Annotated in this window: 20 protein-coding genes; 8 read left to right on the plus strand and 12 right to left on the minus strand. The window is 68.0% G+C overall.

The window, feature by feature from the left end:
• Window positions 1-279: 279 nt before the first annotated feature.
• A complete protein-coding gene (locus B0E52_RS15795) occupies window positions 280-2,013 on the minus strand; it encodes an alkaline phosphatase family protein (RefSeq protein WP_077485386.1) in 1,734 nt (577 codons plus the stop codon).
• A 443-nt stretch (window positions 2,014-2,456) separates the two neighbouring features.
• On the opposite strand from B0E52_RS15795, the gene B0E52_RS15800 reads away from it, so the two are divergent.
• On the plus strand, window positions 2,457-2,678 hold the full coding sequence (locus B0E52_RS15800) for a hypothetical protein (RefSeq protein ID WP_077485388.1): 222 nt from the start codon (window positions 2,457-2,459) through the stop codon (window positions 2,676-2,678).
• A 75-nt stretch (window positions 2,679-2,753) separates the two neighbouring features.
• Here the strand turns inward: B0E52_RS15800 and B0E52_RS15805 are convergent, their stop codons facing one another.
• The 7 genes from B0E52_RS15805 to B0E52_RS15835 all read right to left on the minus strand — a co-directional run bounded on the left by B0E52_RS15805 (window position 2,754) and on the right by B0E52_RS15835 (window position 11,510).
• Window positions 2,754-5,969, minus strand: a complete 3,216-nt coding sequence (locus B0E52_RS15805; protein ID WP_077485389.1) for an exo-alpha-sialidase — start codon at window positions 5,967-5,969, stop codon at window positions 2,754-2,756.
• Between the two features lie 114 nt (window positions 5,970-6,083).
• Window positions 6,084-7,361 carry an RNA polymerase sigma factor gene (locus B0E52_RS15810; RefSeq protein WP_077485391.1) on the minus strand — a complete coding sequence of 426 codons (1,278 nt, stop codon included), beginning with the start codon at window positions 7,359-7,361 and terminating at the stop codon, window positions 6,084-6,086.
• Between the two features lie 130 nt (window positions 7,362-7,491).
• Window positions 7,492-7,707 carry a DUF4287 domain-containing protein gene (locus B0E52_RS15815; RefSeq protein ID WP_077485392.1) on the minus strand — a complete coding sequence of 72 codons (216 nt, stop codon included), beginning with the start codon at window positions 7,705-7,707 and terminating at the stop codon, window positions 7,492-7,494.
• A 36-nt stretch (window positions 7,708-7,743) separates the two neighbouring features.
• Window positions 7,744-8,337, minus strand: coding sequence for a dihydrofolate reductase family protein (locus tag B0E52_RS15820; protein ID WP_254426835.1), 594 nt, complete (start codon window positions 8,335-8,337; stop codon window positions 7,744-7,746).
• 18 nt (window positions 8,338-8,355) lie between these two features.
• The gene (locus B0E52_RS15825) at window positions 8,356-8,772 is read right to left on the minus strand and encodes a VOC family protein (protein ID WP_077485394.1); all 417 of its coding nucleotides are present in this window, start codon (window positions 8,770-8,772) and stop codon (window positions 8,356-8,358) included.
• A 29-nt stretch (window positions 8,773-8,801) separates the two neighbouring features.
• On the minus strand, window positions 8,802-9,221 hold the full coding sequence (locus tag B0E52_RS15830) for a YciI family protein (protein WP_077485395.1): 420 nt from the start codon (window positions 9,219-9,221) through the stop codon (window positions 8,802-8,804).
• A 102-nt stretch (window positions 9,222-9,323) separates the two neighbouring features.
• Window positions 9,324-11,510, minus strand: coding sequence for a TonB-dependent receptor (locus B0E52_RS15835; RefSeq protein ID WP_168174207.1), 2,187 nt, complete (start codon window positions 11,508-11,510; stop codon window positions 9,324-9,326).
• Window positions 11,511-11,658: 148 nt separating this feature from the next.
• On the opposite strand from B0E52_RS15835, the gene B0E52_RS15840 reads away from it, so the two are divergent.
• The 3 genes from B0E52_RS15840 (at window position 11,659) to B0E52_RS15850 (ending at window position 17,087) form a co-directional block, all read left to right on the plus strand.
• Window positions 11,659-12,465, plus strand: a complete 807-nt coding sequence (locus B0E52_RS15840) for a class I SAM-dependent methyltransferase (protein ID WP_077485399.1) — start codon at window positions 11,659-11,661, stop codon at window positions 12,463-12,465.
• Window positions 12,466-12,518: 53 nt separating this feature from the next.
• Complete coding sequence (locus B0E52_RS15845) at window positions 12,519-13,889, plus strand: PQQ-binding-like beta-propeller repeat protein (protein WP_168174208.1); 1,371 nt, start codon at window positions 12,519-12,521, stop codon at window positions 13,887-13,889.
• 72 nt (window positions 13,890-13,961) lie between these two features.
• Window positions 13,962-17,087: a hypothetical protein gene (locus B0E52_RS15850; protein ID WP_077485402.1), complete on the plus strand. Its 3,126-nt coding sequence runs from the start codon at window positions 13,962-13,964 to the stop codon at window positions 17,085-17,087.
• 96 nt (window positions 17,088-17,183) lie between these two features.
• Here B0E52_RS15850 and smpB read toward each other — a convergent pair whose 3' ends face one another.
• Window positions 17,184-17,678, minus strand: a complete 495-nt coding sequence (gene smpB / locus B0E52_RS15855) for an SsrA-binding protein SmpB (protein ID WP_077485404.1) — start codon at window positions 17,676-17,678, stop codon at window positions 17,184-17,186.
• Between the two features lie 266 nt (window positions 17,679-17,944).
• On the opposite strand from smpB, the gene B0E52_RS15860 reads away from it, so the two are divergent.
• Together B0E52_RS15860 and B0E52_RS15865 are read left to right on the plus strand one after the other, a co-directional pair.
• Complete coding sequence (locus B0E52_RS15860; RefSeq protein WP_077485429.1) at window positions 17,945-18,373, plus strand: type II toxin-antitoxin system RatA family toxin; 429 nt, start codon at window positions 17,945-17,947, stop codon at window positions 18,371-18,373.
• Window positions 18,366-18,650 carry an RnfH family protein gene (locus tag B0E52_RS15865; RefSeq protein ID WP_077485405.1) on the plus strand — a complete coding sequence of 95 codons (285 nt, stop codon included), beginning with the start codon at window positions 18,366-18,368 and terminating at the stop codon, window positions 18,648-18,650. Before B0E52_RS15860 ends, B0E52_RS15865 begins: the two co-directional genes overlap by 8 nt.
• Window positions 18,651-18,669: 19 nt before the next feature.
• Here B0E52_RS15865 and bamE read toward each other — a convergent pair whose 3' ends face one another.
• Window positions 18,670-19,137 carry an outer membrane protein assembly factor BamE gene (gene bamE / locus B0E52_RS15870; protein WP_077485407.1) on the minus strand — a complete coding sequence of 156 codons (468 nt, stop codon included), beginning with the start codon at window positions 19,135-19,137 and terminating at the stop codon, window positions 18,670-18,672.
• Window positions 19,138-19,217: 80 nt separating this feature from the next.
• Between bamE and fur the strand changes: the two genes are divergently transcribed.
• On the plus strand, window positions 19,218-19,640 hold the full coding sequence (gene fur, locus B0E52_RS15875; RefSeq protein ID WP_077485409.1) for a ferric iron uptake transcriptional regulator: 423 nt from the start codon (window positions 19,218-19,220) through the stop codon (window positions 19,638-19,640).
• 358 nt (window positions 19,641-19,998) lie between these two features.
• On the opposite strand, the gene B0E52_RS15880 is transcribed toward fur, so the two are convergent.
• Window positions 19,999-21,600 carry an MASE1 domain-containing protein gene (locus B0E52_RS15880; protein ID WP_077485431.1) on the minus strand — a complete coding sequence of 534 codons (1,602 nt, stop codon included), beginning with the start codon at window positions 21,598-21,600 and terminating at the stop codon, window positions 19,999-20,001.
• A 67-nt stretch (window positions 21,601-21,667) separates the two neighbouring features.
• On the opposite strand from B0E52_RS15880, the gene B0E52_RS15885 reads away from it, so the two are divergent.
• Window positions 21,668-22,303: a response regulator transcription factor gene (locus B0E52_RS15885; protein ID WP_077485410.1), complete on the plus strand. Its 636-nt coding sequence runs from the start codon at window positions 21,668-21,670 to the stop codon at window positions 22,301-22,303.
• Here B0E52_RS15885 and recN read toward each other — a convergent pair.
• Window positions 22,300-23,970, minus strand: coding sequence for a DNA repair protein RecN (gene recN, locus B0E52_RS15890; protein ID WP_077485412.1), 1,671 nt, complete (start codon window positions 23,968-23,970; stop codon window positions 22,300-22,302). The two genes, B0E52_RS15885 and recN, sit on opposite strands and share 4 nt — an antisense overlap.
• Between the last annotated feature and the right edge of the window lie 41 nt (window positions 23,971-24,011).

Below are 24,011 nucleotides of genomic sequence, written 5' to 3' on the forward strand. Positions count from 1 at the left end.
TTGCGCGTGCACGTGATCGCTTGTGCGATCAATGCGTGCCCGGTGCCCGCACCGGATGTGTCTCGTCGAAGCATGGCAAGGCCCGACAACGCCGCTCGGTCGCATCGCCTGCTTCCGCCCACGTGCCTGTTGAAGCCGGTCGCGAGGCGTCGGTGGCGCTCATGCGCGCATCGCTGATGCCGGTTGGATGAACAGGCGCCGGCGCTCGCTGCAGATCGTGCGGCGAACCTCGATTGCACCTGCGGCCCGCCTGCCTGCGCCGCTTTCGACGGAGCGTCGTCAGTTCGCCTGCAACAAGGTCCACTGCTGGTTGGCGCCCCCGTGGCACGGGTACTGGATGAGCGGAGCGCGCCGCGCGGTCGACCCATTGGCGACATCGAGGCACAGGCCGCTGTTCCGGTTGACCAGCTCGCTGCCACTGCCCGCGGGCTGCGGCTGCCATTGCTGTTCGGCGCCGCCCGTGCAGCTTGCCTGGACCACGGCCGCGCGAGCGGAGGTCGAGGCGTTCACGGCGGCCATGCATAGTCCGCTCACCACGTTCGTCATCGTCCACGAGCCGTCGGCATTCGGCGTAAGCCGCCATTTCTGGTTGTCGTGACCGGTCCTCGGATACTGGATCAGCTGCGTGTCGCTGGTGGTGGAGCTTTCGGGATCGTCCACGACCAGGCCGGAATTGACGCTGCGGGCCCAGTACGTCACGCCGGCGGGCGGATTGACGGTGAGATGGATGGAGCTGTTGTGGCTGAGCGCGCCGGCGACGCCGGTCACGGTGACTGTCGCGCTGCCGATGGCGGCCGTCGGCGTTGCCGACAGCGTGAGCGCGGAGCTGGCGCTGCCGTCGTTCGCGGGCACCAGCGATGCGGGGGAGAACGTCGCTGTCACGCCGCTGGGGAGCCCGCTGATGGAGAGATCGACCGTCGCGTCGAAGCCGTTGAAGCCGGTGGCGGTGACCGCGACGCCGGCTTGCGAGCCCTGGCTCATGCCGAGCGATGCCGGCGACGTGCTGATGCCGAAGTCGAGCGCGGCCGGGCTCCAGACGTCGGTGATCGGCGTGGCGGCCGAGGCATTGCCGAGTGCGGCGAGGCCGTACATGTCTTCCAGCGTCCGCAGCACGCTGTAGTGATCGATCGGCTCCGCATAGGTCCCCGGCTTGATGTTCGCGCCGGCAAACAGCGTGATGATGCGGTTGCCCAGGCTTGGGTCGTCGTCTTCATCCCAGGTCAGGATCAGCAGGCTGTTGTGGGTCTTTGCCCAGGCGATGTAGCTGCCGATGTGCGAACTCAGCCAGCTGTCGCCGACCGCGACGGGGCAGTCGTGCATGTCGTCGCACAGGTTGGGGATCACGAACGACACGGTCGGCAACTGGGCCAGGTCGCTCGGGAACGCGGTGTAGGGCAGGTTCGTCGACGGCGGAATGTTGCTGAAGTTCACCCACGGGTCGTGTCGCCTCGCGTAGCCGGAAGCCCCGTACGCGCAGCCGGTGTATCCGGTCGACGGCATCGTCTCCGAGTAGCTGGCGAAGCTGTAGCCGGCGGCCATCAGCTGACGGCCGAGGTTGTCCGTGTCGAACGTGTGCGGACAGCTGTCGTCGGTGATGCCCTGGGTGGAGCCGGAAAACAGGGCCAGGTAGTTCGGCTGGCTCGGGTGCGTCACCGCATGGGATTGCGTGAAGTACGCGCTGTCGGCAAGCAGCGAGTTGATGTAGGGCGCGTCCTTGGTATTGCCCACGATGCTGTCGATGCTGGCGTTCTCCATGACGACGATCAGCACGTGGTCGTAGCGGGGGATCACGCCGCTGCTTGCGGCCGCAGCGGACAGCGAACGAAACTTCCCTGTGTCGCTCGGCGTCGTGGCCGAGGCTTGTCGGAATGTGCCGGCCTCCCTGTGCACCGCTGCCGCATCCTGCTGCCCGATCGGACTTGCCGTGGATGCGCGGACATTGCTGATGACGCTGGAGGCGACGAGCGCAAACAACGCGCTGAACAGGAACCTTGTCGGGCGGCATGCTTTCATGGCTATGGCCTTCTCGTGACTGGGCGGATTCGGAGCGCCAGCTTGTCCGTCAATTCGAGAACTGCCATGTCGTGCGACCAGGCCAGAAATCGCGGCTCATGGCGCATCGGGAACCGGGCTGGCATGCATGCGCCGAGCGCATCCTGGAACGATGTCCGAATCGGATCATCGTCCTGTTTCAGTATGGTGCCGTCGAGCGCCGTACATGGATCGGATGCATCAAACTGTGATGCAAACCGGAAGGAACGATGAAGGTCGGCTCATGTCCTTCGCGGCGGATTGCGGTGCGCGGCAGCCTCGATGATGCACCAGGGTTGTGTCGCGCTCCGGCACGGCTCGCCATGTTTCCGCAAGTTTTCGGCGATTGAACTTGCGTCCGGATTCATTCGCCCGTAACGCGCCCGATCACATGCTCGGCACTCCAACCAACGAGGGAGGTCGTCATGGGAATTCTCGATACCCTGGGTGAAGTCGCCGGTGCCGTGGCTGCTGTCGAAGGCGCCGAGAAGCTCGATCCGAATGCAGGGCTGCTGACGAAGGGCATCGCGGCCGTCGCCGGCTTCAAGGGCGCGGGTGCGCTGGAATCGGCGCTGGGCAAGAAGAAGGAAGGCGAGGCCGAATCGAACGAAGCGGATGCCGCGCCTGCCGACGACAGCCAGTTCTGAGTTTCGCCGCCGCCAAGCAAAAGGGCCGCCCATCGGGCGGCTCTTTTGCTTGTGGCGTGTCGCGGCGCGGACGCGCTACGGCATGTCGGCGTCATCGTCGCCGTCGGGTTGCGTAGGCTTGGCCGCCGCCAGCGTCACCGCGGGCACGTGCGCTGCTTGAAGCTGGCGGTCGAGCTGTGGCAGGTCGCTGTCACGGATCGATTGCCACTGCGCCAGCGCCTTGCCGAGGTTGGCGTCGTATTCGGCCAAGGCCTGTTGCTGGCCGTCCGTGGGTGCACGGTCGGCGCCCTCGACATCGGTGGCGATGGCGGTGAGCGCGTCGCTCATCGCGTGCAGATTCGAGGCGTACTCGCCGCTGCCGCTGACCAGCGGTTTGGTCTTCGCATCCAGTGCGTCGACCGCGGCCAGCAAGGGCTTGCGGGCGGCGTCGCCCGCCAGCTTCGCGTGCAATGCGTCCAACTGCTTGCGCAGCGACTGCACCTCGCCGTAGTTGCTCCAGACCTTTTCCAGCGTGTCGCCGATGCGGCGCGAGAACGCGAGGCCGGCGGCGAGGTCGGCGGTGGCCACGTGTTCGCGCGGGTCCATCGTCACGCTGAGCGGGGCGCGGTAGTCCTTGCCGTCCGCGTGCAGCACCACCTGGTAGTTGCCGGGCAGCACCAGCGGGCCTTCCGGCGTGAGCGGAGTATCGCTGTCCCAGGTGGCGGCGATGCTGTAGCCGTATTCGATCGCATGCGGGCGCGGGTAGCGCAGGTTCCAAACGAAGCGGTGCATGCCGGCATCAGTGGAGATCTGTTGCGGCGAGCCCAGCCAGCCTTTCTCGAAGTAGCGCTCGGCGTCAAGCGGCGCGGGGCGATCGTCGCTGGCATAGCGACGCACCAGCTGGCCCTTGTCGTCGTAGATGCTGAGCGTGACCGGGCCGTGCGCCGCGTGCGCGAGGCGATAGTCGATGATCGCGCCGGTGGGCGGATTGGTGCCCAGCGGCGTGCCGGGCGGCAGCGGGGTGTCCTTGTTCTCGTTCGCGCGCACGCGGATCGCCGGCGCCGGCGCGTACAGCTGCGCGGCGGCCGCGGTGCCGGCCTGGCGCAACGGGCTCACGTCGTCGAGGATCCAGATCGCGCGGCCCTGGGTGGCGGCGACGAGGTCGTCGCCGTGCACCAGCAGGTCGCGCACCCAGGCAGTGGGCAGGTTGCGCTGCAGCGAGGCCCAGTGCGCGCCGTCATCGGTGGAGACGTACACGCCACGATCGGTGCCGGCGTAGAGCAACCCCGCCTTACGCGGATCGGCGCGCACCACGCTGACGAAATCCTGGCTGGGCAAGCCGGCGGCGATGTCGGTCCAGTGCACGCCGTAGTCGCGGGTACGCCACGCATGTGGGGTGAAGTCGGCCTGGCGATGGTTGTCCACCGTGACGTAGGCGGTGCCGGGCTGCAGCGCCGAGACATCGATCGAGCTGACCTTGCCCCACATCGGCAAGCCCTTGGGCGTGACGTTCTGCCAGCGCTTGCCGCCGTCGCGGGTGAGCTGCACCAGGCCGTCGTCGGTGCCGATCCAGATCTCGTCGTTGCCGCGCGGCGAGGGCGCGATGGTGAAGATCACGCCGTAGCCGCAGTCGCGCGCCTCCTGCGGCGTGGGCTTGCCCTTGCAGTTCTGCGCGCCGGCCTGCTTGCCGTTCAACTCGGGGCTGATCACGCTCCAGTGCTGGCCCTGGTCGGTGCTGCGGAACAGCACTTGCGCGCCCATGTACAACGCATACGGCGGCTTCGCCGAGAACGCGATCGGGGTGATCCAGGTGTAATGGTACTTGAAGTCGGTGGCGCGCTGGCCGTAGCTGTTCACCGGCCACGGCGTGACGTTCTGCACCACGCCGGTGCTGCGGTTCCAGCGCGAGACGCGGCCGCCGAGGCCGGAGCCGAACACGATGCCGGGGTCGCCCGGGTAGGGCAGGTCGTAGTCGCGCTCGTCGCCGCCCACCGGGTTCCAGTCGCGGAAGGAGATCGCGCCGTAATCGCTGCGGCTGGCGATGCCCACGGTGCCGGAATCCTGCTGGCCGGCGTAGATCCAGTACGGGAACTGGTTGTCGGCGCCCAGGTGGTAGAGCTGGGCGGTGGGCTGGTTGTACCAGCTGCTCCAGCTCTTGCCGCCGTTGACGGTGACCACCGCGCCCTGGTCGCTGGCGGTGATCATGCGCTGGGTGTCGCGCGGGTCGATCCACAGGTAGTGGTAGTCGTCGCCGCCGGGTGCGCCCTTGATGACGTGCCAGGTCTTGCCGCCATCGTCGGAGCGGCGGATCGACTGGCCGGCCGAGTACACGCGATCGGGATCGCTGGGATCGACGGTGATGCGGCTGAAGTAATCGTTCGGCAGCCAGTCGGCGTGACTCTGCGCCTGCCACGTGGCGCCGCCGTCGTCGGAGCGGTAGAGGCCGCTCTGCTCCGGATGCGCGGCGTCGTTCACCACCGCATAGACGCGGTTGCCGCGCGCGGTGGTGAGGCCGATGCGGGCGAGCTCGCCGCTGGGCCAACCCTGGCCGGCCAGGCGCTGCCAGGTGACGCCACCGTCGGTGGATTTGTACAAGCCGCTGCCCGGCCCCGCATTGGGCTGGTAGTACGACAGCCACGGCCAGTTGCGCACTTGCCATGCCGCCGCGTAGACCACGTTCGGGTGCGCCGGATCGGCGGCCATGTCCACGATGCCGGTGTTCTCGTCCACGAACAGCGTCTGCTTCCAGGTCTTGCCGCCGTCGGTGGAACGGAACACGCCGCGCTCGTGGTTCGGCCCGAAGTAGTGGCCGAGCGCGCCGACCAGCACGGTGTCCGGATGCTGCGGGTCGACCAGGATCTTGCCGATGTGCTTGCTGTCGTCCAGCCCCAGGTGCCGCCAGCTCTTGCCGCCGTCGTCGGAGCGGTACACGCCGTTGCCTGCGGCAACGTCGTAGCGCGCGGCGACCTGGCCGCTGCCGGCGTAGATCACGTTGGGGTTCGACGGCGCCACGGCGAGCGCACCGATCGCGGCAGTCGGCACCTGATCCATCAGTGGATGCCAGGTGCGACCGGCGTCGGTGGTCTTCCACACGCCACCGCCCGCGGTGCCGATGTAGAAGGTGTCGGGCTGCGCAGGCACGCCTTCGGCCATCGTGGCCCAGCCGCCGCGGAACGGGCCGACCAGCCGCCATTCCAGCGCGCCGGCGGCAGGTGCCGGCGGCGGCGTGTCGGCCGCCGCGAACGAGGGAACTGCAGGCGACAGCAGGCAGGCGAAGACGAGCAGCGGACCCACGGCACGACGCAGCGACATGGCAAGACCTCGAAGCGGGACAGGCGCCGAAGATACTGCCGGCGCCACGCGATTGCAGGTGCCGGGAGGCATGCGCTGCGCGCGTGAAATCTTGCGTTGCGCGATGCGACTCGCTCAGCCGGTCGTCGTGTGCTGTGCGCAAGTCGCGGCTCGCGTACGAAGCAGCTCGCGCTCGCGTGCGTTGCGGGTGAGCGCGACGGCGCGCTCGAATTCGGCGCGGGCTTCGTCGTGGCGATCGAGCTTTTCCAGCAGATCGCCACGTACGGCGGGCAGCAGGTGGTAGTTCGCGAGCAGGGGTTCGTCGCGCAGCGCGTCGACCAGGGCGAGGCCCGCGGCCGGGCCGCTGGCCATCGCCACCGCCACCGCGCGGTTGAGTTCCACCACCGGCGAAGGTGCGACGGCGGCGAGCGCGGCGTACAGCGCGGCGATGCGGTTCCAGTCGGTCTGTTCCGCGACGGCTGCGCGGGCGTGGCAGGCGGCGATCGCGGCCTGCAAGGTATAGGGTTCCGTCCCGCCGCCCAGCTGCTGCGCGCGCTCCAGTGCCGCGAGGCCGCGTTGGATCAGCAGCCGATCCCAGCGCGCACGGTTCTGTTCCAGCAGCCGGATCGGTTCGCCGCCCGGGCCGCTGCGCGCATGCGTGCGCGAGGCCTGCAGTTCCATCAGCGCGAGCAGACCGAACACCGGCGCCTGTCGCGGCATCAGCCCGGCGAGGATGCGGCCCAGCCGCAGCGCTTCCTCGCACAACGCGGGGCGCATCCAGTCGTCGCCGGCGGTGGCGGTGTAGCCCTCGTTGAAGACCAGGTAGATCACGCCGAGCACGGCATCCAGCCGTTCGGCCAGTTCCTCGCCGCGCGGCACCTCGAACGGCACCTGCTTGTCGGCCAGCGTGCGCTTGGCGCGCACGATGCGCTGCGCGATGGTCGGCTCCGGCTGCAGGAAGGCGCGGGCGATCTCGACGGTGCTGAGGCCGCCCAGCAGGCGCAGGGTGAGCGCCACCCGCGATTCGGCGGGCAGCGCGGGATGGCAGGCGGTGAAGATCAGCCGCAGCAGATCGTCGCCGATGTCGTCGTCAAGCATGGCGTCGAAACGGGGCATGGCATCGGCTTGTTCGGCCTCCAGCTCGCGGGCGATCTCCTCGTGCTTGCGCTCCATCAGCTGGTGGCGGCGCAGGCGGTCGATCGCGCGGTGTTTCGCCGTGGTCATCAGCCAGGCACCGGGGTTGTCCGGCACGCCGGTCTGCGGCCACTGCTCCAGTGCGGTCACCAGCGCGTCCTGCGCCAGTTCCTCGGCCAGGCCCACGTCGCGCAGCATGCGCGCGAGCCCGGCGATGATCCGTGCCGATTCGATCCGCCAGATGGCATCGATGCTGCGATGGGTGTCGGTCGCCGTCATGGCGACCGATCAGACCATCATCGTTCCGTGGCGGCAAGGGGAGCAGCCAAGGTCGGGTATTCACGGGCGAAGCCGCGTCGTCGGAGGGCAAGGAATCGGCGGTGCCGATTCGGCGTCCGCCGGTTTGATGTCAGGCCTGCTGTCTGGTTCGGTAGTGGCCGACAAGCGCGTTGGCATGACCATGGCCGAGCTTGTGCCCGGTCTTGAGAAAAGCGACTTGCTCCATGTGTTTCTTGTCTTTTACCGAGTCGAGAATCTTGAACCAGTGCGCCACGGGCTTGCCGTAGGTCTTCTCGATGGAAGGAAAGTACGAGGCGGGTCCTTTGACTTCGGGTTCGTTTGCCATGTTCGTCTCCGGTCGACATGTCTGGAAAAGGCGCGGCTAGCCGGTCTTCAAGGACCCGGTGGCCTTGTAGGTCGTGAGGATGATGCCGGACGGCAGGGCTTTCGAGCCGACGAGATCGAACGAGCGTGGCGGGGTGCCCTCGGCAAAGAAGCGCTTGCCGGTGCCCAGCAGGACCGGATAGACGACCAGCAGGACTTCGTCCGCCAGCCCGTGTTCGAGCAGCGCCGAGGTCAGCGTGGAACTGCCCCAGAGGATCAGGTCCGGGCCGTCCTGCGACTTGATGCGGCGCACGTCCGCGACAAGGTCCGGCCCAAGGCCGACGAACGGCCCCCATGCCAGGCTTTCCGGTCGGTGGGTGGCGACATGTTTGGTCGCCGCATTGAGGGCATCCGCCATCGGACTGCTCGGCGCCTTGGGCCAGAAGCCCGACCACATGTCGTAGGTGCGACGGCCGAGCAGCAGGTCGAAGCGTCCGCCGTGTGCGGCGAAGAGTTCATCCCGGCCCGCCGGTGTGCGATAAGGCGCGGTCCAGTCGGCGTAGGGGAAGCCGTCGTCGTCGTCGGAGTGCTGGATCACGCCGTCCAGCGAGATGTGTTCCATGATCCTGAGTTTTCGCATTTCGGTCTCCATGCTTCGGGATGGGCGGCGTCATTGCGCGGGCGGGCAGTTGACCATCCACGGCACCCCGTAGCGATCCACCAGCATGCCGAAGCGCGCGGACCAGAAGGTCTCGCCGATCGGCATCTGCACCGTGCCGCCCTCCGCCAGCGCGTGGAAGATGCGCTCCGCTTCCGCCGGTGCGTCGAGCTGGATCGCGACCGAGCAGCTCTTGATCGGCTCGTAGGGGCCCATCGACGACATCGCGTCCGAGGCCATCAACACCGCGTCGCCGACCTCCAGCCGGATATGCATGACCTTGTCGCGCATCTCGGGCGGCATCGGCATCTCCGGCGGTGCCTCGCCGAAGCGCGAGAGCCGGGTGACCTTGCCGCCGAGGCAGCGGGCGTAGAAATCGAAGGCTTCTTCGGCATTGCCGTCGAAGAGGAGGTAGGCGACGAGCTGCATGGCGGTTCTCCGCTGGATGGTGGAAGGTATCAGTGGTTGTTGCCGAGCTGCGCGCGCAGTCGTTCCCCTCGCTCGCGCAGTTCGGGGGTGAGCGTGTCGGCGAAGTCCTCGGCCTCGTACAGCGGGCGGATCTCCACCTCGGTGCCGCCATCGAACGGGGCGCGCTTGAGCCACTCGACCGCCTCGGCCAGCGACTTCACCTGCCACAGCCAGAAACCGGCGACCAGCTCCTTGCTCTCGGCGAACGGGCCGTCGATCACCGTGCGCTGCCTGCCGTCGAAGCGCACGCGCGCGCCGCTGGCGCTGGGCTTCAGCCCGTCGCCGGCCAGCATCACGCCGGCCTTCACCAGCTCCTCGTTGTACTTGCCCATCGCCTCGAACAGCCCAGTGTCCGGCAGCACGCCGGCTTCGCTGTCCTTGTCCGCTTTCACGATCACCATGCAGCGCATCGTCGTTTCTCCGGTGGGTCGAGCTTGCCCCGTTGGCGCTCTCACAGGTACGACGAACGGCGGACCGTGGAATCGACACGGCCCGTGCGGGTTTTCATGTCCTCAGAGTTTCAGTTGCACACCGGTGTACCAGGAGCGCCCGTAGGCGGGTTCCAGCCCGGTCTGCCACACGCGGTCGTAGTAGCGACGGTCGGCGAGGTTGCTGATGCCGGCCAGCAGTTTCACGCGAGGGTTGAGCTGCCAGTCGCCGGCCACGTCGATCACGGTGTAGGCCGGAATGCGCGCGGGCAGGTAGCTGGCGCCGCTGCCCAGCGGCTGGTCGGAATCCTGCCAGTACTGCGCTGCCGCGGAGACCGCGGTGAGGCTGAGCTTCACGCGCTGCTCCACGCGCCAGGTGAGGCCGGCCTTGGCGAGGTAGCGCGGCGCGTAGGCGGGCACCTTGCCGACTTGGCCGGGAATCGTGCTGGCGGTGAACTTCGCGGCTAGCAGGCTCACGCTGGCGAACGCCTCCAGGTGCTCGCCATGCGCGGCCCGCGCGGTGGGCGCAAGAAAGTCGTAGTCGAGCTCGCCCTCGAAGCCGCGGCTGCGGGTGTCGCCGGTGTTCACCTCGATCACGTCGGTGGCGTTGATGTGCTGCGCCTCGATGCGATTGCGGAAGTCGATCCAGAACACACTGGCGTCGTAGTACAGGCCGGTGACGGGCACGCCGTGCACGCCGGCTTCCCACGACAGCGATTTCGACGGGTCGGGCGCGTGGCCGGGCACGATGTTCGCGAACGGCGAGGCCATGTCGAAGTAGCGCAGCGGCCGCCAGCCCTGCGACACGTTGAGATAGGTCTCGTTGCCGTGGCCGAAGTCGTTGCCGATGCCCAGCCCGAACAGCGGCACGGTGCGCGCGTCGGCCTCGTGGATCAGCGGGCGGCTGAGGAAGGGCGGGCGCACCGTCTCGTCCACCGCCACGCGTTCGCGCTCCAGCCGCACCGAGGGCACGATGTGGATCTCGTGCGGCAGGCGGAACACGTTCTCGGCGAACACCGCGGCGTAGTCCGAGCTGCGCGCCTGGCGCAGGCGCGGCGTGCCGCTGCGGTCGAAGCGATCGACGTAGAGGTCGGGGCTGCTCCACTGGCGGAACGGATCGTTGCCATGGAACAGCACCGTGCCCGCGGTGAACGCGTTGCCGTGGCCCCAGGCCTTGCGCACGCGCAAGTCCAGCCCCTGGGTGCGGAACTGCTCGTCCTGCAGCGTGGTGCTGGCTGGCGGCGGCTGCGGCCCGAGCGCGCCGTTCGCTGCGCGGCTGGCGAGGTCCTGGTACGCGAACCACAGTTTGCCGGTGAGTCGCCAACCGTCGCCGAACTCGCGAGAGTGGCCCAGCACGAGCTGGTCGCGATCCACCCAGTCGCGGTTCCACGGCGTCGGCGTGGCGCGCGGATCGGCCTGCCATTGCGGATAGCTGAGCCGGCCGGCGTCGCCGGAATCGGCGGCAATCGCATGCAGGTCCAGCCACCAGACGTTTTTCGCGCTGGGGCGATATTCCAGGTAGAAGTCGCCCTGACGCATCTGCGATTGCGCGTTCGGTCGGGTGCCGTCACTGCGCACATAGGCGGCGTCGGCACGGAACGTCCACGCGCCGTGGCTGCCTTCGACCACGTTGTAGGTGGAATACAGACCGTGATTGCCCACCACCTGCTCGGTGCTGGCGGAGAATGGCGTGCCGGGTTGCGGCCGCTGCGTGACCAGGTTGATGACCGGCGCCGGTTCCGGCCCGTACAGCAGGCTGGAACCGCCGCGGATCAGCTGCACTTCGGACAGGCTTTGCGCCAACGGCATCGCATACAGGGTGGGGAAACCGATCCAGTCGCTCTCCAGCGGAATGCCGTCCTGCATCACCAGCACGTATTCCGATTCCTGCGGATTGCCGAGGCCGCGATAGCTGAGGTTGAACTGGGTGGGCGTGGGTTGCTGCGAGACCAGCACGCCCGGCGCGCGCGCCAGCAATTGCTGCAGGTTGTTGTCGATCACCGTGGGCTGCAGGTCGAGGTGGATGACCGTGGTCTTCTTGGTCACGGTGATCTTCGTGCCGGCCACTTCCGCCATCTGGTGCTTGAGCTTGGCCGCCACGTACCGGCGCCAGTCGTAGGCGTGCACGTCGATGCGCGGCAGGTTGGTGATCGACTGCGGCGAGAGCGTGCGGTTGCTCGATGACGTGTCGGTTTGCTGGGCGGCTGCCGTGAAGGCGGCCAGCGCGAGGGCGACGGCAAGGGCGAGGGGCAGGGCGGCGTGACGTGGCATCGTGAGTGGGGCGCGGAAGGGGAGTGCGTGCTTATCGCGCATTCCCGGCCGCACCGCCATAGGCCAGACGCTTGGCCGTGACGCGATCTCGACACGGCGGCGCGCTGGCGGGAGTAGGCTGGGCGTTCCGCATCCGGAGGGCCGCGTCATGTCGCCTCGAATCCGCAGATTGCTGATCGTGCTGGTCGCAGCGCTGCTGCCCGGCCTGGTCCAGGCATCGCCCGCCCCTGCGTCATCGGGCGACACGGCGGCCTTGCAGAAGGTAGTGGACGGCAGTTGGCGTTCCGCCGCGAACAAGGCACGCGACCGCTACCGCCATCCGGTCGAGACGCTGCAGTTCTTCGGCATCCGGCCGGACATGACCGTGGTCGAGCTGGCGCCGGCCGGTGGCTGGTACACCGAGATCCTCGCGCCGTTCCTGCGTGAGCATGGCCATCTGGTCGAGGCACCGTCGCCGTCGCCCGCCTTCATGAAACGGATGCAGGCCGATCCGGCGGTGTTCGGCCATTTCGCCAAGGTGCTGCCATTCAAGCCTCCGGCGCCGGTTGCGCTCGGTGCACCGGGCTCGGCCGACATGGTGGTGAGCTTCCGCAACACCCACGACTGGCTCAACCGCAGCCCCGAGGCCTTGGCCGCAGTGTTCAAGGCCGCCTATGACGTGCTGAAACCCGGCGGCGTGTTCGGCATCACCGAGCACCGCGCCAAGCCGTTCGCCGATGCGCAGGAAAGCAGCAAGGCCTTGCATCGCCTGCCCGAGGACTACCTGATCGCGCTGGGCCTCAAGACCGGCTTCCGCCTCGGCGGCGTGTCGGAGGTCAACGCGAACCCGAAGGACCCCGAGGACGTCAACGTGCATCGCCTGCCACCCGATCTCGCCGGCCCAGCCAGCGAACACGCGGCGATGCAGGCGATCGGCGAGTCGGACCGGATGACGCTGCGGTTCGTGAAGCCATGAAGAGGATCACACCCATAATCGTGGTCTCCCTGCTGCTTGGCTTGGGCGCGAGCATGGCAGCGGTTGCCCAGAGCGTGCCGGCGCAGGACTGGCCGATGTTCGGCGGCAACGTGCAAAGCACCAGCGCCAATGACCAGCCCACCGGCATCACGGCCGCCAACGTCGCCACGCTGGTGCGCACGCAGGTCGAGCTGGACGGCACCGTGGACGCCAGCCCGATCTACCTGTATGGCGTCGCCATCCACGGCGCTCGCCACGATGCGATCTTCGTCACCACCACTTATGGCAAGACGCTGGCGCTCGACGCGCACGGCGGCACATTGCTATGGGAGTACACACCGGCCGGTTACCCGCAATGGGCGGGCACGCGGCAGATCACCAATGTCACGCCGGTGGCTGATCCCGATCGGCAATTCATCTATGCCGCCTCGCCCGACGGTTACATCCAGAAGCTGGCCGTCGACGATGGCCACGTCGTCTGGCGCACCGCCATCACCCGGCTGCCGCTGCGCGAGAAGATGGATTCGCCGCTGAAGTTCTTCCGTGGTCGCGTGGTCGCCGTGACGGCGGGCTATATCGGCGACCGGCCGCCCTACCAGGGCCATGTCGCCGTTCTGGACGGCCATTCCGGCAAGCTGCTCGACGTGTGGAACTCGCTGTGCAGCGATCGCAGCGGATTGCTGGAACCGAGTTCGTGCCCGCAAAGCGATTCCGCTATATGGGGACGCGCGGGCGCGGTGATCGATCCCGCCAGCGGCGACATCTTCGTCGCCACCGGCAACGCCGACTGGAACGGCAAGACCGACTGGGGCGATGCGCTGATCGAGCTCGATGCCGGCGCCACGCACATACTGGGCAACTACGCGCCGACCAACACGGACGAATTGAACGACAAGGATCTCGACCTGGGCTCGACTTCGCCCGTGCTGCTGGGCGGCGACTTGCTCGCCCAGGGCGGCAAGGATGGCAAGATCCGCCTGCTCAGCCGCAAGGCCATCGCCGGCAGCGTGCCCCACAAGGGCCACGAGTTGCAGATCGTTGCCACGCCCAGCGGCACCGACCTGTTCACGCAACCGGTGGTGTGGCAGCACGACGGCCAGACCTGGATGTTCGCCGCCGACAACGGCGGCACGGCGGCCTGGAAGCTGGATAACGGCCAGCTACGGGAAGAATGGAAGAACCGCAGCAGCGGCACCAGTCCGTTCGAGGCGGACGGCTTGCTGTTCGTCTACGCCCGCGAGGGCGGGCTGAACGTGTACGACGCGGTTTCGGGCAAGCGGGTCGCCACTCTGCCGTGCGGCCCGGGGCATTGGAACAGCCCCATCGTGCTGCAGGGCGAGATCATCCTCCCCGAGGGCAACGCCAACGAGCATGCCACCCGCGGCGTGCTGGACATCTGGAGCCTGCCCACTCGGGCTCCATGACTTCCGGCCCTTGAGTCTCGTGCGACGCCACGCCCACAGTCCCGCCTTGCCGATCCCCAGGGGAAACCGATCATGCGTCTGTCGCATCGTGTTGCCGTGCTTGTCCTTGGAGCCGTGGTCACTTGGGCCGCGCAGGCCACGGTGGCACCTTCGTCCTACCAGGCGCTGCGCTGGCGGATGATCGGACCGTTCCGCGGCGGCCGCGTGCTGGCAGTGGCCGGCATCCCGGGCGACGCGCGGCATTTCTATTTCGGCGCGGTGGACGGCGGCGTGTGGGCCACCCAGGATGCCGGGCGCACCTGGCAACCGATCTTCGACAGCGAGCCGGTGGGTTCGATCGGCGCGCTGGCGCTGGCGCCGTCGAACCCCAAGGTGATCTACGTGGGCAGCGGCGAGGCCGACATGCGCTCGGACATCGCCCACGGCAACGGCATGTACAAGAGCACGGACGGCGGCCAGCACTGGGCGCATATCGGGCTCGTGGACAGCTACCAGATCGGCAAGATCCTGGTCGATCCGCGCAACCCGGACGTGGTCTACGTGGCCGCGCTCGGCCATGCCTACGGACCGAATGCCGAGCGTGGCGTGTTCCGCAGCCGCGATGGCGGCAAGACCTGGGCCAAGGTGCTGTCCAGGAACGACGACACGGGCGCGATCGACCTCGCGTTCAAGCCCGGCGATCCGGCCACGATCTATGCGGCGCTATGGCAGACCCGCCGGCCGCCGTGGAGTGTGTACCCGCCTTCGAACGGGCCGGGCAGCGGCCTGTACGTGTCGCACGACGGCGGCACGCACTGGAGCCAGGTGCAGGGCAACGGCTTTCCCGCGCATCCCGGCCGCATCGGCCTGGCGACCTCGCCGGCCAAGCCGGATCGCGTCTACGCGCTGGTCGATGCCGCGGGGGGCGAGGGCGGCCTCTACCGCTCCGACGATGGCGACGCGCACTGGAACCACGTCACCGGCGACCAGCGGCTGTGGCAGCGCGGCTGGTACTTCGGCGGCATCACGGCGGACCCGAAGGATGCCGACCGCGTCTACGTGATGAACACCATCGTGCTGCGCTCGGACGACGGCGGCAAGCAATTCATCGCGCTGAAGGGCGACCCCACCGGCGACGATTTCCACAGTCTGTGGATCGACCCGACCGACTCCGACCGGCAGATCCTCGGCGTGGACCAGGGCACCCTGGTCACGCAGAACGGCGGCAAGACCTGGAGCAGCTGGTACAACCAGCCCACCGCGCAGATCTACCACGTCAGCACCGACAACCGCTTCCCGTACTGGGTGTACGGCGCGCAGCAGGATTCCGGTGCGGTGGCGCTGCCCAGCCGCGGGGGCGGCGACGGCATCACCATGGAGCAGTTCCACGAGATCACCCCCGGCGGCGAGAGCGGCATGATCGCGCCCGACCCGGACGATCCGGACATCGTCTATGGCGGCACCGTGGACAAGCTCGACACGCGCACCGAGCAGGTACGCGACGTCGATCCCACGCTGGCCTATCCGCTGGCGCATTACCGTGGTGCGTGGACGCTGCCGCTGACCTTCTCCAGGCGCGGCACCAAGACGCTGTACTTCGCGAACCAGCGCCTGTTCCGCACCACCGACGGCGGCGACCATTGGGCACCGATCGGCCCCGACCTGACCCGCGAAGATGCGGGCATTCCGCCCAACCTCGACGCGCCCACCGCGGCCGACGACGACCACGTGAGCAAGCGCCGCGGCGTGATCTACAGCATCGCGCCGTCGCCGCTGGACGCGAAGACGCTTTGGGTGGGCACCGACGACGGCCTGGTCTGGCGCAGCACGGACGACGGCGCGCACTGGCAGGGCATCACGCCGAAGGCGCTCACGTCATGGTCGAAGGTGGCCGGCATCGAGCCATCGCATTTCGACGCGAACGTGGCCTACCTGGCGATCGACCGCCATCGCCTCGACGACGACACGCCGTACATCTATCGCACCGTCGACGGCGGCAAGAGCTGGACGCGGATCGACGCGGGCATCCCGCGCGACAGCTTCGTCAACGTGGTGCGCGAGGATCCGCAGCATCGCGGCCTGCTCTATGCAGGCACCGAGCGCGGCTTGTTCGTCTCCTTCGATGACGGCGCGCAGTGGCAGTCGTTGCAACAGAACCTGCCGATGACCTCGGTGCGCGACATCGACGTGCACGGCGACGACGTGGTGATCGCCACCCATGGCCGCGGCTTCTGGATCATGGACGACGTCACCGCGCTGCGGCAGCTGGCCGACGTGCGAGCGAATATCGCCACTCTGTTCAAGCCGGCGGTGGCGATCCGCGTGCGCCCGGCCGGCTTCACCGGCACGCCGTTCCCCAAGGACGAGCCGATGGCGGCGAACCCGCCCGACGGCGCGATCCTCGATTACCTGCTGCCTGCCGGCGTGCGCGGCCCGGTTACGCTGACCGTGCGTGATGCGCAAGGTCAGGTGGTGCGCAGCTTCAGCAGTGCGGAAAAGGCCACCAAGCCCGATCCGGCCAAGCTGCCCATTGCGCCGGAATGGGTGCCGGTGCCGATGCAGCTGTCCACCGCACCCGGCATGCACCGCTTCGTGTGGAACCTGCGCTATCCGCGGCCCGGTACCCGCAAGGCAGACCAGCAGAGGAAAGAAGAGGGCGTGTGGGCGCCGCCTGGGCAGTACAGCGTGGAGCTCGATGTCGACGGCCACAGCCTGCGGCAGCCCCTGAGCGTGCAGCCTGATCCGCGCGTGCATCTGCCGCCGGCCGCCTATCAGCGCCAGTTCGCGCTGGCCCGCCAGGTCGAGGATGCCGGCACGCAGGCGATGGAGGCCATCCAGGCCGCCACGGCCTCGCTGAAGTCGTTGGAGACACGGGAGGCGCATGCCGATGCGGCCACCCGCGGCCGCATCGAGACGCTGGCCGGCAAGATTGCCGGCGTCTCCGGCGTGGTCGCCCATCCCGATCCGCGCAATTCGATGTTTGCACCGCCGAAGCGGGTCGACAGCCTGCGCGCGCTGTCGATGAACCTGATGAAGCTGGAGCAGGCGGTGGACGGCGCGGACGCCGAGCCCAGCGCCGATGCGCGGGCGTCTTATGCGCTGTTGTCGAAGACGCTGGGCGCCACGCTGGCTGAGTGGCGCAGCTTGCAAACGGGCGAGCTGGCGGCATTGAACGCCAGTCTGCCGAAGACCGGGCAGAAGTCCGGCGAAGCGCATTGACGAATCCTGCCGGTGGGCCTTGCGCGTTGCCGGCACGGGCAGGGGGCGAAGCCGGGATGCCGTGGCCCGAAGTGCGGGACCGCTTTCAGGCACAGCTCAAGCCTGGCGGTTGTGTGAACGCATGGTGCGCTGCTTCTCGATCTGCCAGTCGCGCTGCTTTTCGGTATCGCGCTTGTCGTGCTCCTGCTTGCCGCGCGCCAGGCCGATTTCCACCTTGACCTTGCCGTTCTTCCAGTACATCGCGGTGGGCACCAGGGTGTAGCCCTTGCGCTCCACCGCGCCGATCAGCGTGTCGATCTCCTTGCGGTGCAGCAGCAGCTTGCGCGTGCGTCGATCCTCGGCGATCACGTGGGTGGAGGCGCTGATCAGCGGCGGGATCGAGGCACCGACCAGGAAGATCTCGCCCTTGATCACGATCGCGTAGCCGTCGCCGAAGTTGATCCGCCCCGCGCGCAGCGCCTTCAGCTCCCAGCCCTGCAGCGCCACGCCGGCCTCGTAGCGCTGGTCGATGTGGTACTCGAAGCGCGCGCGCTTGTTCAGCGCGATCGTGCCGGTGCCCTTGGTGGTGTCCTTGTCCTTGCTCTTGGCCATGTCCGCTAAACTTCGGCACTGGGCGGCCGCGTTGCCCATCGCTCCATCGGAGCGACGCGCTTCATTTTAGAGTGCATCCATGGATGGATGCCCGTTTGATCTTCGCATTCAGGGAGGAATGCAGTAACCAATGAGTGCATCCACGGATGGATGCCCGTTTGACCTTCGCATTCAAGGACGAATGCAAAAATTACTTTGTGCGCCCACGGATGGATGCCCGTTTGATCTTCGCATTCATGGACGAATGCACTAGTAAAGGGACTGCCGTGATCGAAATACGCCGCAGCGCGCTGGTGCGCCATTCGCCGGAGCAGATGTTCGATCTGGTCGACGGAGTGGAAGCATACCCAAAGCGCTTTCCCTGGTGCTCGTCGGCCACCGTGATCGAGCGCGCGGACAACGTGCTGGTGGCACGGCTCGATCTGCATTTCGCCGGGTTGCGGCACAGCTTCACCACGCGCAACACCGCCGAGCGGCCGCAACGCATCGACATCCGCCTGGTCGATGGCCCGTTCCGTTCGCTGGACGGCCTGTGGAGCTTCACCGCGCTGGGTGAGGACGGCTGCAAGGTGGCGCTGGCGCTGGATTTCGATTACGCCGGCATCGGCGGCAGCGTGCTCAAGCTGGGCTTCCAGAGCTTGGCCAACCGCATGGTGGACGATTTCTGCCGCGCCGCGGACCAAGTGTATGGCTGAACCGGCGATCGCGGTGGATGTGGTGCATGCCGGCACGCATCGCCTGTGGCGCCGTCGCGTCTCGCTGCCGGCAGGCAGTACGGCGATGCAGGCGGTCGAAGCCACCGGGTGGCTGGCGGGACTGCCGGAGGAGGTGTCGGAACCGCTACGGCTGGGCATCCATTCGCGCCGGGTCGAGGCGGACCACGTGCTCCGTGAGGGCGACCGGGTGGAAATCTACCGGCCGCTCACGCTGGACCCGATGGCCGCGCGCCGGCGCCGGGCCGGCCGGGGCTGAGTCACGTGGCGACAGGAGATCAGTGGCTGTCGCTGCTGCCGGAATCGCCGCCTGAATCCTTGTCGTCCTTGCCCTTGATGTCCTTGTCGCCTCCGGATTCATTGACCGGATAGTCGACGTGGTACTTCTTGCTCTCCTTGAGCAGGTTCTTGTTGTTCTCGAGGAACGGGCTGCCGTCGACGCGCGCCAGTGTATCGTTGTCGAAATACAGGCTCATCGTGCCGACCTGCATCGGGCCGCCACGGTGCGAATAAGTGGAGACGTAGTCCCAGCGGCTCTGGTCGAACGGCGTGGCCACCGACGGCGTGCCCACCAGCAGCAGTACCTGGCGCTTGGTCAAGCCGGGCTTGAGCTGATCCACCGCTTTCTGGTCGATGGTCTTGTCGAGCAGGTTGCCTTGGCGCACGTCCGGCGTGTAGACCAGATGGCAGCCGGAAACGGCAAGCGCCAGCAGGGCGACAACCGGCAGGGTGATCAGCTTTTGCATGCGTGTTGCGTCCAGATCGTGAAGGTGTCGGATGATACACTACCGGTTCGGCATCACCGCGCCGGTGTGAGGTAGCTGCGATGGAACAGGAAACCCAGGAACTGCGCCGGGTCGGCCTCAAGGTGACCCATCCGCGCATGCGCATCCTGCAGATCTTCGACGAGGAGGAGGGCAACCACCTCACCGCCGAGGACGTCTACAAGAAGCTGCTCGCCCACCAGGAAGACATCGGCTTGGCGACGGTGTACCGCGTGCTGACCCAGTTCGAAGCCGCAGGCATCATCATCAAGCACAACTTCGAGGGTGGTCAGGCCGTCTACGAACTCGACCGTGGCCGCCACCACGACCACATGATCGATGTGGACAGCGGAAAGGTGATCGAGTTCGTCAGCGAGGAAATCGAGCGCCTGCAGCACGAGATCGCGGCGCGCCACGGCTACGTGATCGAGGACCACAGCCTGGTGCTGTACGTGCGTCCCAAGCATCGCTCACGCAAGAGCTGAATCCGGAGGCCGGCTCTCATAGGCCGGGTTGCGGGCACAAAAAATCGCCTGGAGCGATTTTGACATCGCGTCAGCGCTGGCTGGAAGGGCGGCATCGGGAATGCCGGGCACAAAAAAATCGCGAGGAAGGACTCCTGTCCACCTCGCGATTGCCTCGGTACCTGACTGGACATCCGGCGGGGGCGAGTTGCTCGCTCGGGCCGTGCGTGTCCAAGGTAACGACCAGATGGCGTCCTGCCATCTCTCCGGAGCCACCGTCCCCACGAGGACTCCGGTACGCCATCTCACGATGGCGGCTCCCCCACATCGATGAACTGATCGTAACGAAGCCTTTACGGTCTGTGTATCGGAAAATTTCCTAGATGCCCCGATTTGTGACCGGTGATTCGATGTTGCTGCGCAGCAATACGCGCAGGTGCACGCCGCGCAGCACCGGGCGCAGCCGGAACAGCCCACCCAGCGAGGTGACCCGGTCGCGCATGCCTTGCAGGCCGCGCCCGCCGCGGGGCAGGCGCTCGGGCAGGCCGATGCCGTTGTCGCGCAGGTCGAGCAGGGCCAGTGCCGTGCCGTGGCGCTCGCCGATGCGCAGGCGCACGCGGAATTCGCTGGCCCGGGCATGCTTGACGGCATTGGTGGCGCTTTCCTGCGCCAGCCGGTAGATCGTGGTACGGGTGTCGTCGTCGAGCAGGCGCGGGTCGCCGCGCAGTTCGGTGTGGTAGCTGATGCCTGCGGCGTTCAGCAGGTCGCGGATCGGGCCCTCGTCCAGTGCGCGCAGCAGGCCGAACTCGTCCAGCACGGCGGGGCGCAGGTCGTCCAGCAGGCGATGCAGGGCACGGCGCATGTGGGCGAGGATGCCGTTGATCGAAGTGCCGATGTCCTCCAGCCCGGCCTGCTGCAGGCGCGCCTGCGCCAGCTTCACATGGGTCTGGATCGCGGTGATGTTCTGGCCCAGCTCGTCGTGCAGCTCGGCGGCGAGATGCCGGCGCTGGTTCTCGTCGGCCTGCAGGTTGCCGCGGGCGGCGGCGCGCAACTGCCGCGCCAACTGGTCCAGCCGGCGGTTGACCGCGGCCAGGTGGGTGTTCTGCTCGGCCACCCGCAGCTTGCTGCGGCGCAGGGCGTCGGTGGCCGAGCCCAGCATGAGCGTGCCGGTGCCGGCCACGGCCAGGAACAGGTAGCCGGCCGCCGAAGGCACGTGGCCGAGCCGATGGTCCAGCACCGTCATGCCGAGACTGGAGACGATCATCGCCAGGCTCGCACCGCGCCAGCCGTGGCGGAAGGCGAAGAACAGCACCGGTGCCAGCGACAGTGCGCGGGCGAATTGCGGTTCGGAGGTGGCCTGCTCGGACAGCAGCAGCAAGATGGCCATCGCCGGCAGCATCACCTGCAGGCCATCCAGCAACAGGCCGGCCGTTGCGCGGCGGTCGGGCGGGGTGCGCAGCAGCAGGACCATCACCGGCACCACCAGCAGCACGCCCAGGTAGCCGCCCAGCAGCTCGTTGCCGAGCATGTGGATCAATGCATCCTCGGCCGCGGCGGTGTGGATCACGGTGAGCAGACCCACGTCCACGGCGGTGGTGGAGAGCACCACCAGGATCGCGGCCAGCAGAAGGCGGGCCGTCTCCTGGGGGTTGTGCAGGTTCGCGCCCGCATGGGGGTTGAGCCGGCGCAGCAGCCACAGGCCTGCGGCGGTCACCAGCGGCTCGGGCAGTTCGCCGAGAAAGTAGCCGCCCCAGCCCATCGGCAGGCCTTCATGGAAGCTCATGCCGGCGGAGGCGACCAATTCCGCTCCGATCAGCCAGCCCCAACTGCGCATGGGAAGCAGCAGCAGCGCGCCGAAACGCAAGCCGTAGGGCAACATCCAGTACGGCTGCGCGGTGGGCCACAGCAGCAGCCACAGCAACAGGTAGAGCACGCCCAGCAACGGGCCGGAGTGCAGCGGACGGAACGGTTTCGGGCGCATCCGCGGATGGTACATGGGCATCCGGCAGCGCTGGCGCAGACGGCTTCCGGTCCGTATAAGTAGACCCATGTACAGCATTGTCCTGGTCGACGACCACGCCATCGTGCGCGAAGGCTTCAAGCGGCTGATCGGGCTGGAACCCGATTTCAGGGTGGTGGCCGAGTGCCGCAGCGCCGACGATGCGGTGGAGGCGGTGGCCCAGCAGCGGCCCGACCTGGTGGCGCTGGACCTGTCCCTGCCCGACGGCAGCGGCCTGCCGCTGATCGAGCACCTGCGCAGCGTGGCGCCGGACACGCACATCGTGGTGCTGAGCATGCACGACGGCGAACCGTACGTGTCCGAGGCGCTGCGCCGCGGCGCCAGCGGCTACGTAACCAAGGGCGTGGCGCCGGAGGAACTGGTGGCAGGCCTGCGCGCGGTGATGCAGGGCGAGCAGTTCCTGAGTTCCGACCTGCGCCAGCGCCGCGCCGAGCAGCCGGAGTCCGCGCTCGATCCGCTGCACCGGCTGACCGCGCGCGAGCACGAGGTGTTCCTGCTGCTGGCCTGCGGCCGCACGCCGAAGCAGGTGGCGGCCGAACTCGGCATCGGCCAGAAGACCGTCTACATCCACCGTGCCAGCGTGATGGGCAAGCTCAACGCCGGCTCGGAACTGGAGCTGTACCGCATGGCCAGCGAGCGGGGATTGTTGCCCGCCAGCAGCTAGGCCTGCGCCCGTTCCAGCATCTGTTTCGCGTGGGCGCGGGTCTCGCGGGTGATCTCCACGCCGCCCAGCATGCGCGCCAACTCGTCGCGGCGGCCCTCGGCATTCAATGCCTGGATCTGCGTGCGGGTATGGCCGTCGTCGCTGTGCTTGCTCACATGAAGATGCGCGTGACCCTGCGCCGCCACCTGGGGCAGGTGGGTGACGCACAGCACCTGGCGCAGGCCGCCCAGCGCGCGCAGCTTCTGGCCCACCACCTCGGCCACCGCGCCGCCGATGCCGCTGTCCACTTCGTCGAACACCATGGTGCCCACGCTGTCCTTGCCCAGGGTGGCGACCTCGATGGCGAGGCTGATGCGCGCCAGTTCGCCGCCGGAGGCCACCTTGCGCAGTGCGCGCGGCGGCTGGCCGGGGTTGGCGCTGACCAGCAGTTCGCAGCGTTCGCGGCCTTGCGGATCGGGTTCGTCACCACCGGTCGGCTCCAGTTCCACCTGCAGCACGCCACCGGCCATGCCCAGCTCGGCCATCAGTGCGCTGACTTCCTTGCCCAGCTTGTCCGCGGCCTTGCGGCGCGACTTGCCCAGCGTGGTGGCGGCCTTGTCGTAATCGGCCCGTGCGTGCTCGCGCTGGGCGGCGAGTCTCTCCAGCGCTTCACCGGCGCCTTCCAGTTCCGTCAGTTCCTCGCGCAGCGCGGCAGCCTTGCCGTGCAGCTCGGCGACCGGCAGGCGGTGGCGGCGACCGAGTTCATGCAGGCGGGCCAGATGGGTGTCGACTTCGGCGAAACGCTCGGGGTCGAGGTCGACATCCTGCGCGTAGCGGCCCAGCGTGTCGGCCGCCTCGCCGAGCTGGATCGCGGCGTTGTCCAGCAGTTCCAGCGCGGGATTCAGCGCGTCGTCCAGCGCGGCCAGCTTGCCCAGTTCGGCATGGGCGCGACCCAGTGCCCGGCGCAGCGCGAATTCGCTGTCGCCATCGAGCAATTCGACCACGCCGGCCGCGCCTTCGGCGAGCCGGCCGGCGTTGGCGAGTCGCTTGTGGCTGGCCTCCAGTTCGGCCAGTTCGGCCGGCGGCAGCGCCCATTGTTCGAGTTCTTCCAGTTCGTGGCGCAACAGTTCCAGCCGCTGTTCGCGATCCTCGCCGCCGCTGAGGCGACGGATGCGTGCACCAAGTTCGCGCCATTGCACGGCCAGTTCGCGGACTTGTGCCGCCAGTGCCTCGTGGCCGGCGTAGGCGTCGAGCAGGGCGAGCTGGTGGGCGCGGGAGAGCAGGGCCTGGTGCTCGTGCTGGCCGTGGATTTCCACCAGCAGGGTGGCCAGTTCGGCGAGCTGGCCGGCGCTGGCAGGGCGGCCGTTGATCCAGGCGCGCGAGCTGCCCTCGGCGCGGATCACCCGGCGCAACTGGCAGGCTTCGCCATCGTCCAGTTCCTCCTGCGCCAGCCACGCGCGGGCCTCGGGCAGGGCGGTGAGGTCGAACTCGGCAGACAGCTCGGCGCGGTCGCTGCCCGCGCGCACCATGCCGCTGTCGGCACGCTCGCCGGCGAGCAGCAGCAGGGCGTCCACCAGCAGCGACTTGCCGGCGCCGGTCTCGCCGCTGACCACGGTGAGGCCGGCGCCAAGCTCGACTTCGGCTTGTTCGACGACGGCGAATTGGCGGACGTGGAGCGAAGTGAGCATGGCGGGCTGGCGGCAGTCCGTGGATAGGCGGGTGATTGTAG

The organism is Rhodanobacter sp. C06, from assembly GCF_002001105.1.
Classification (GTDB): Bacteria; Pseudomonadota; Gammaproteobacteria; order Xanthomonadales; family Rhodanobacteraceae; genus Rhodanobacter_A.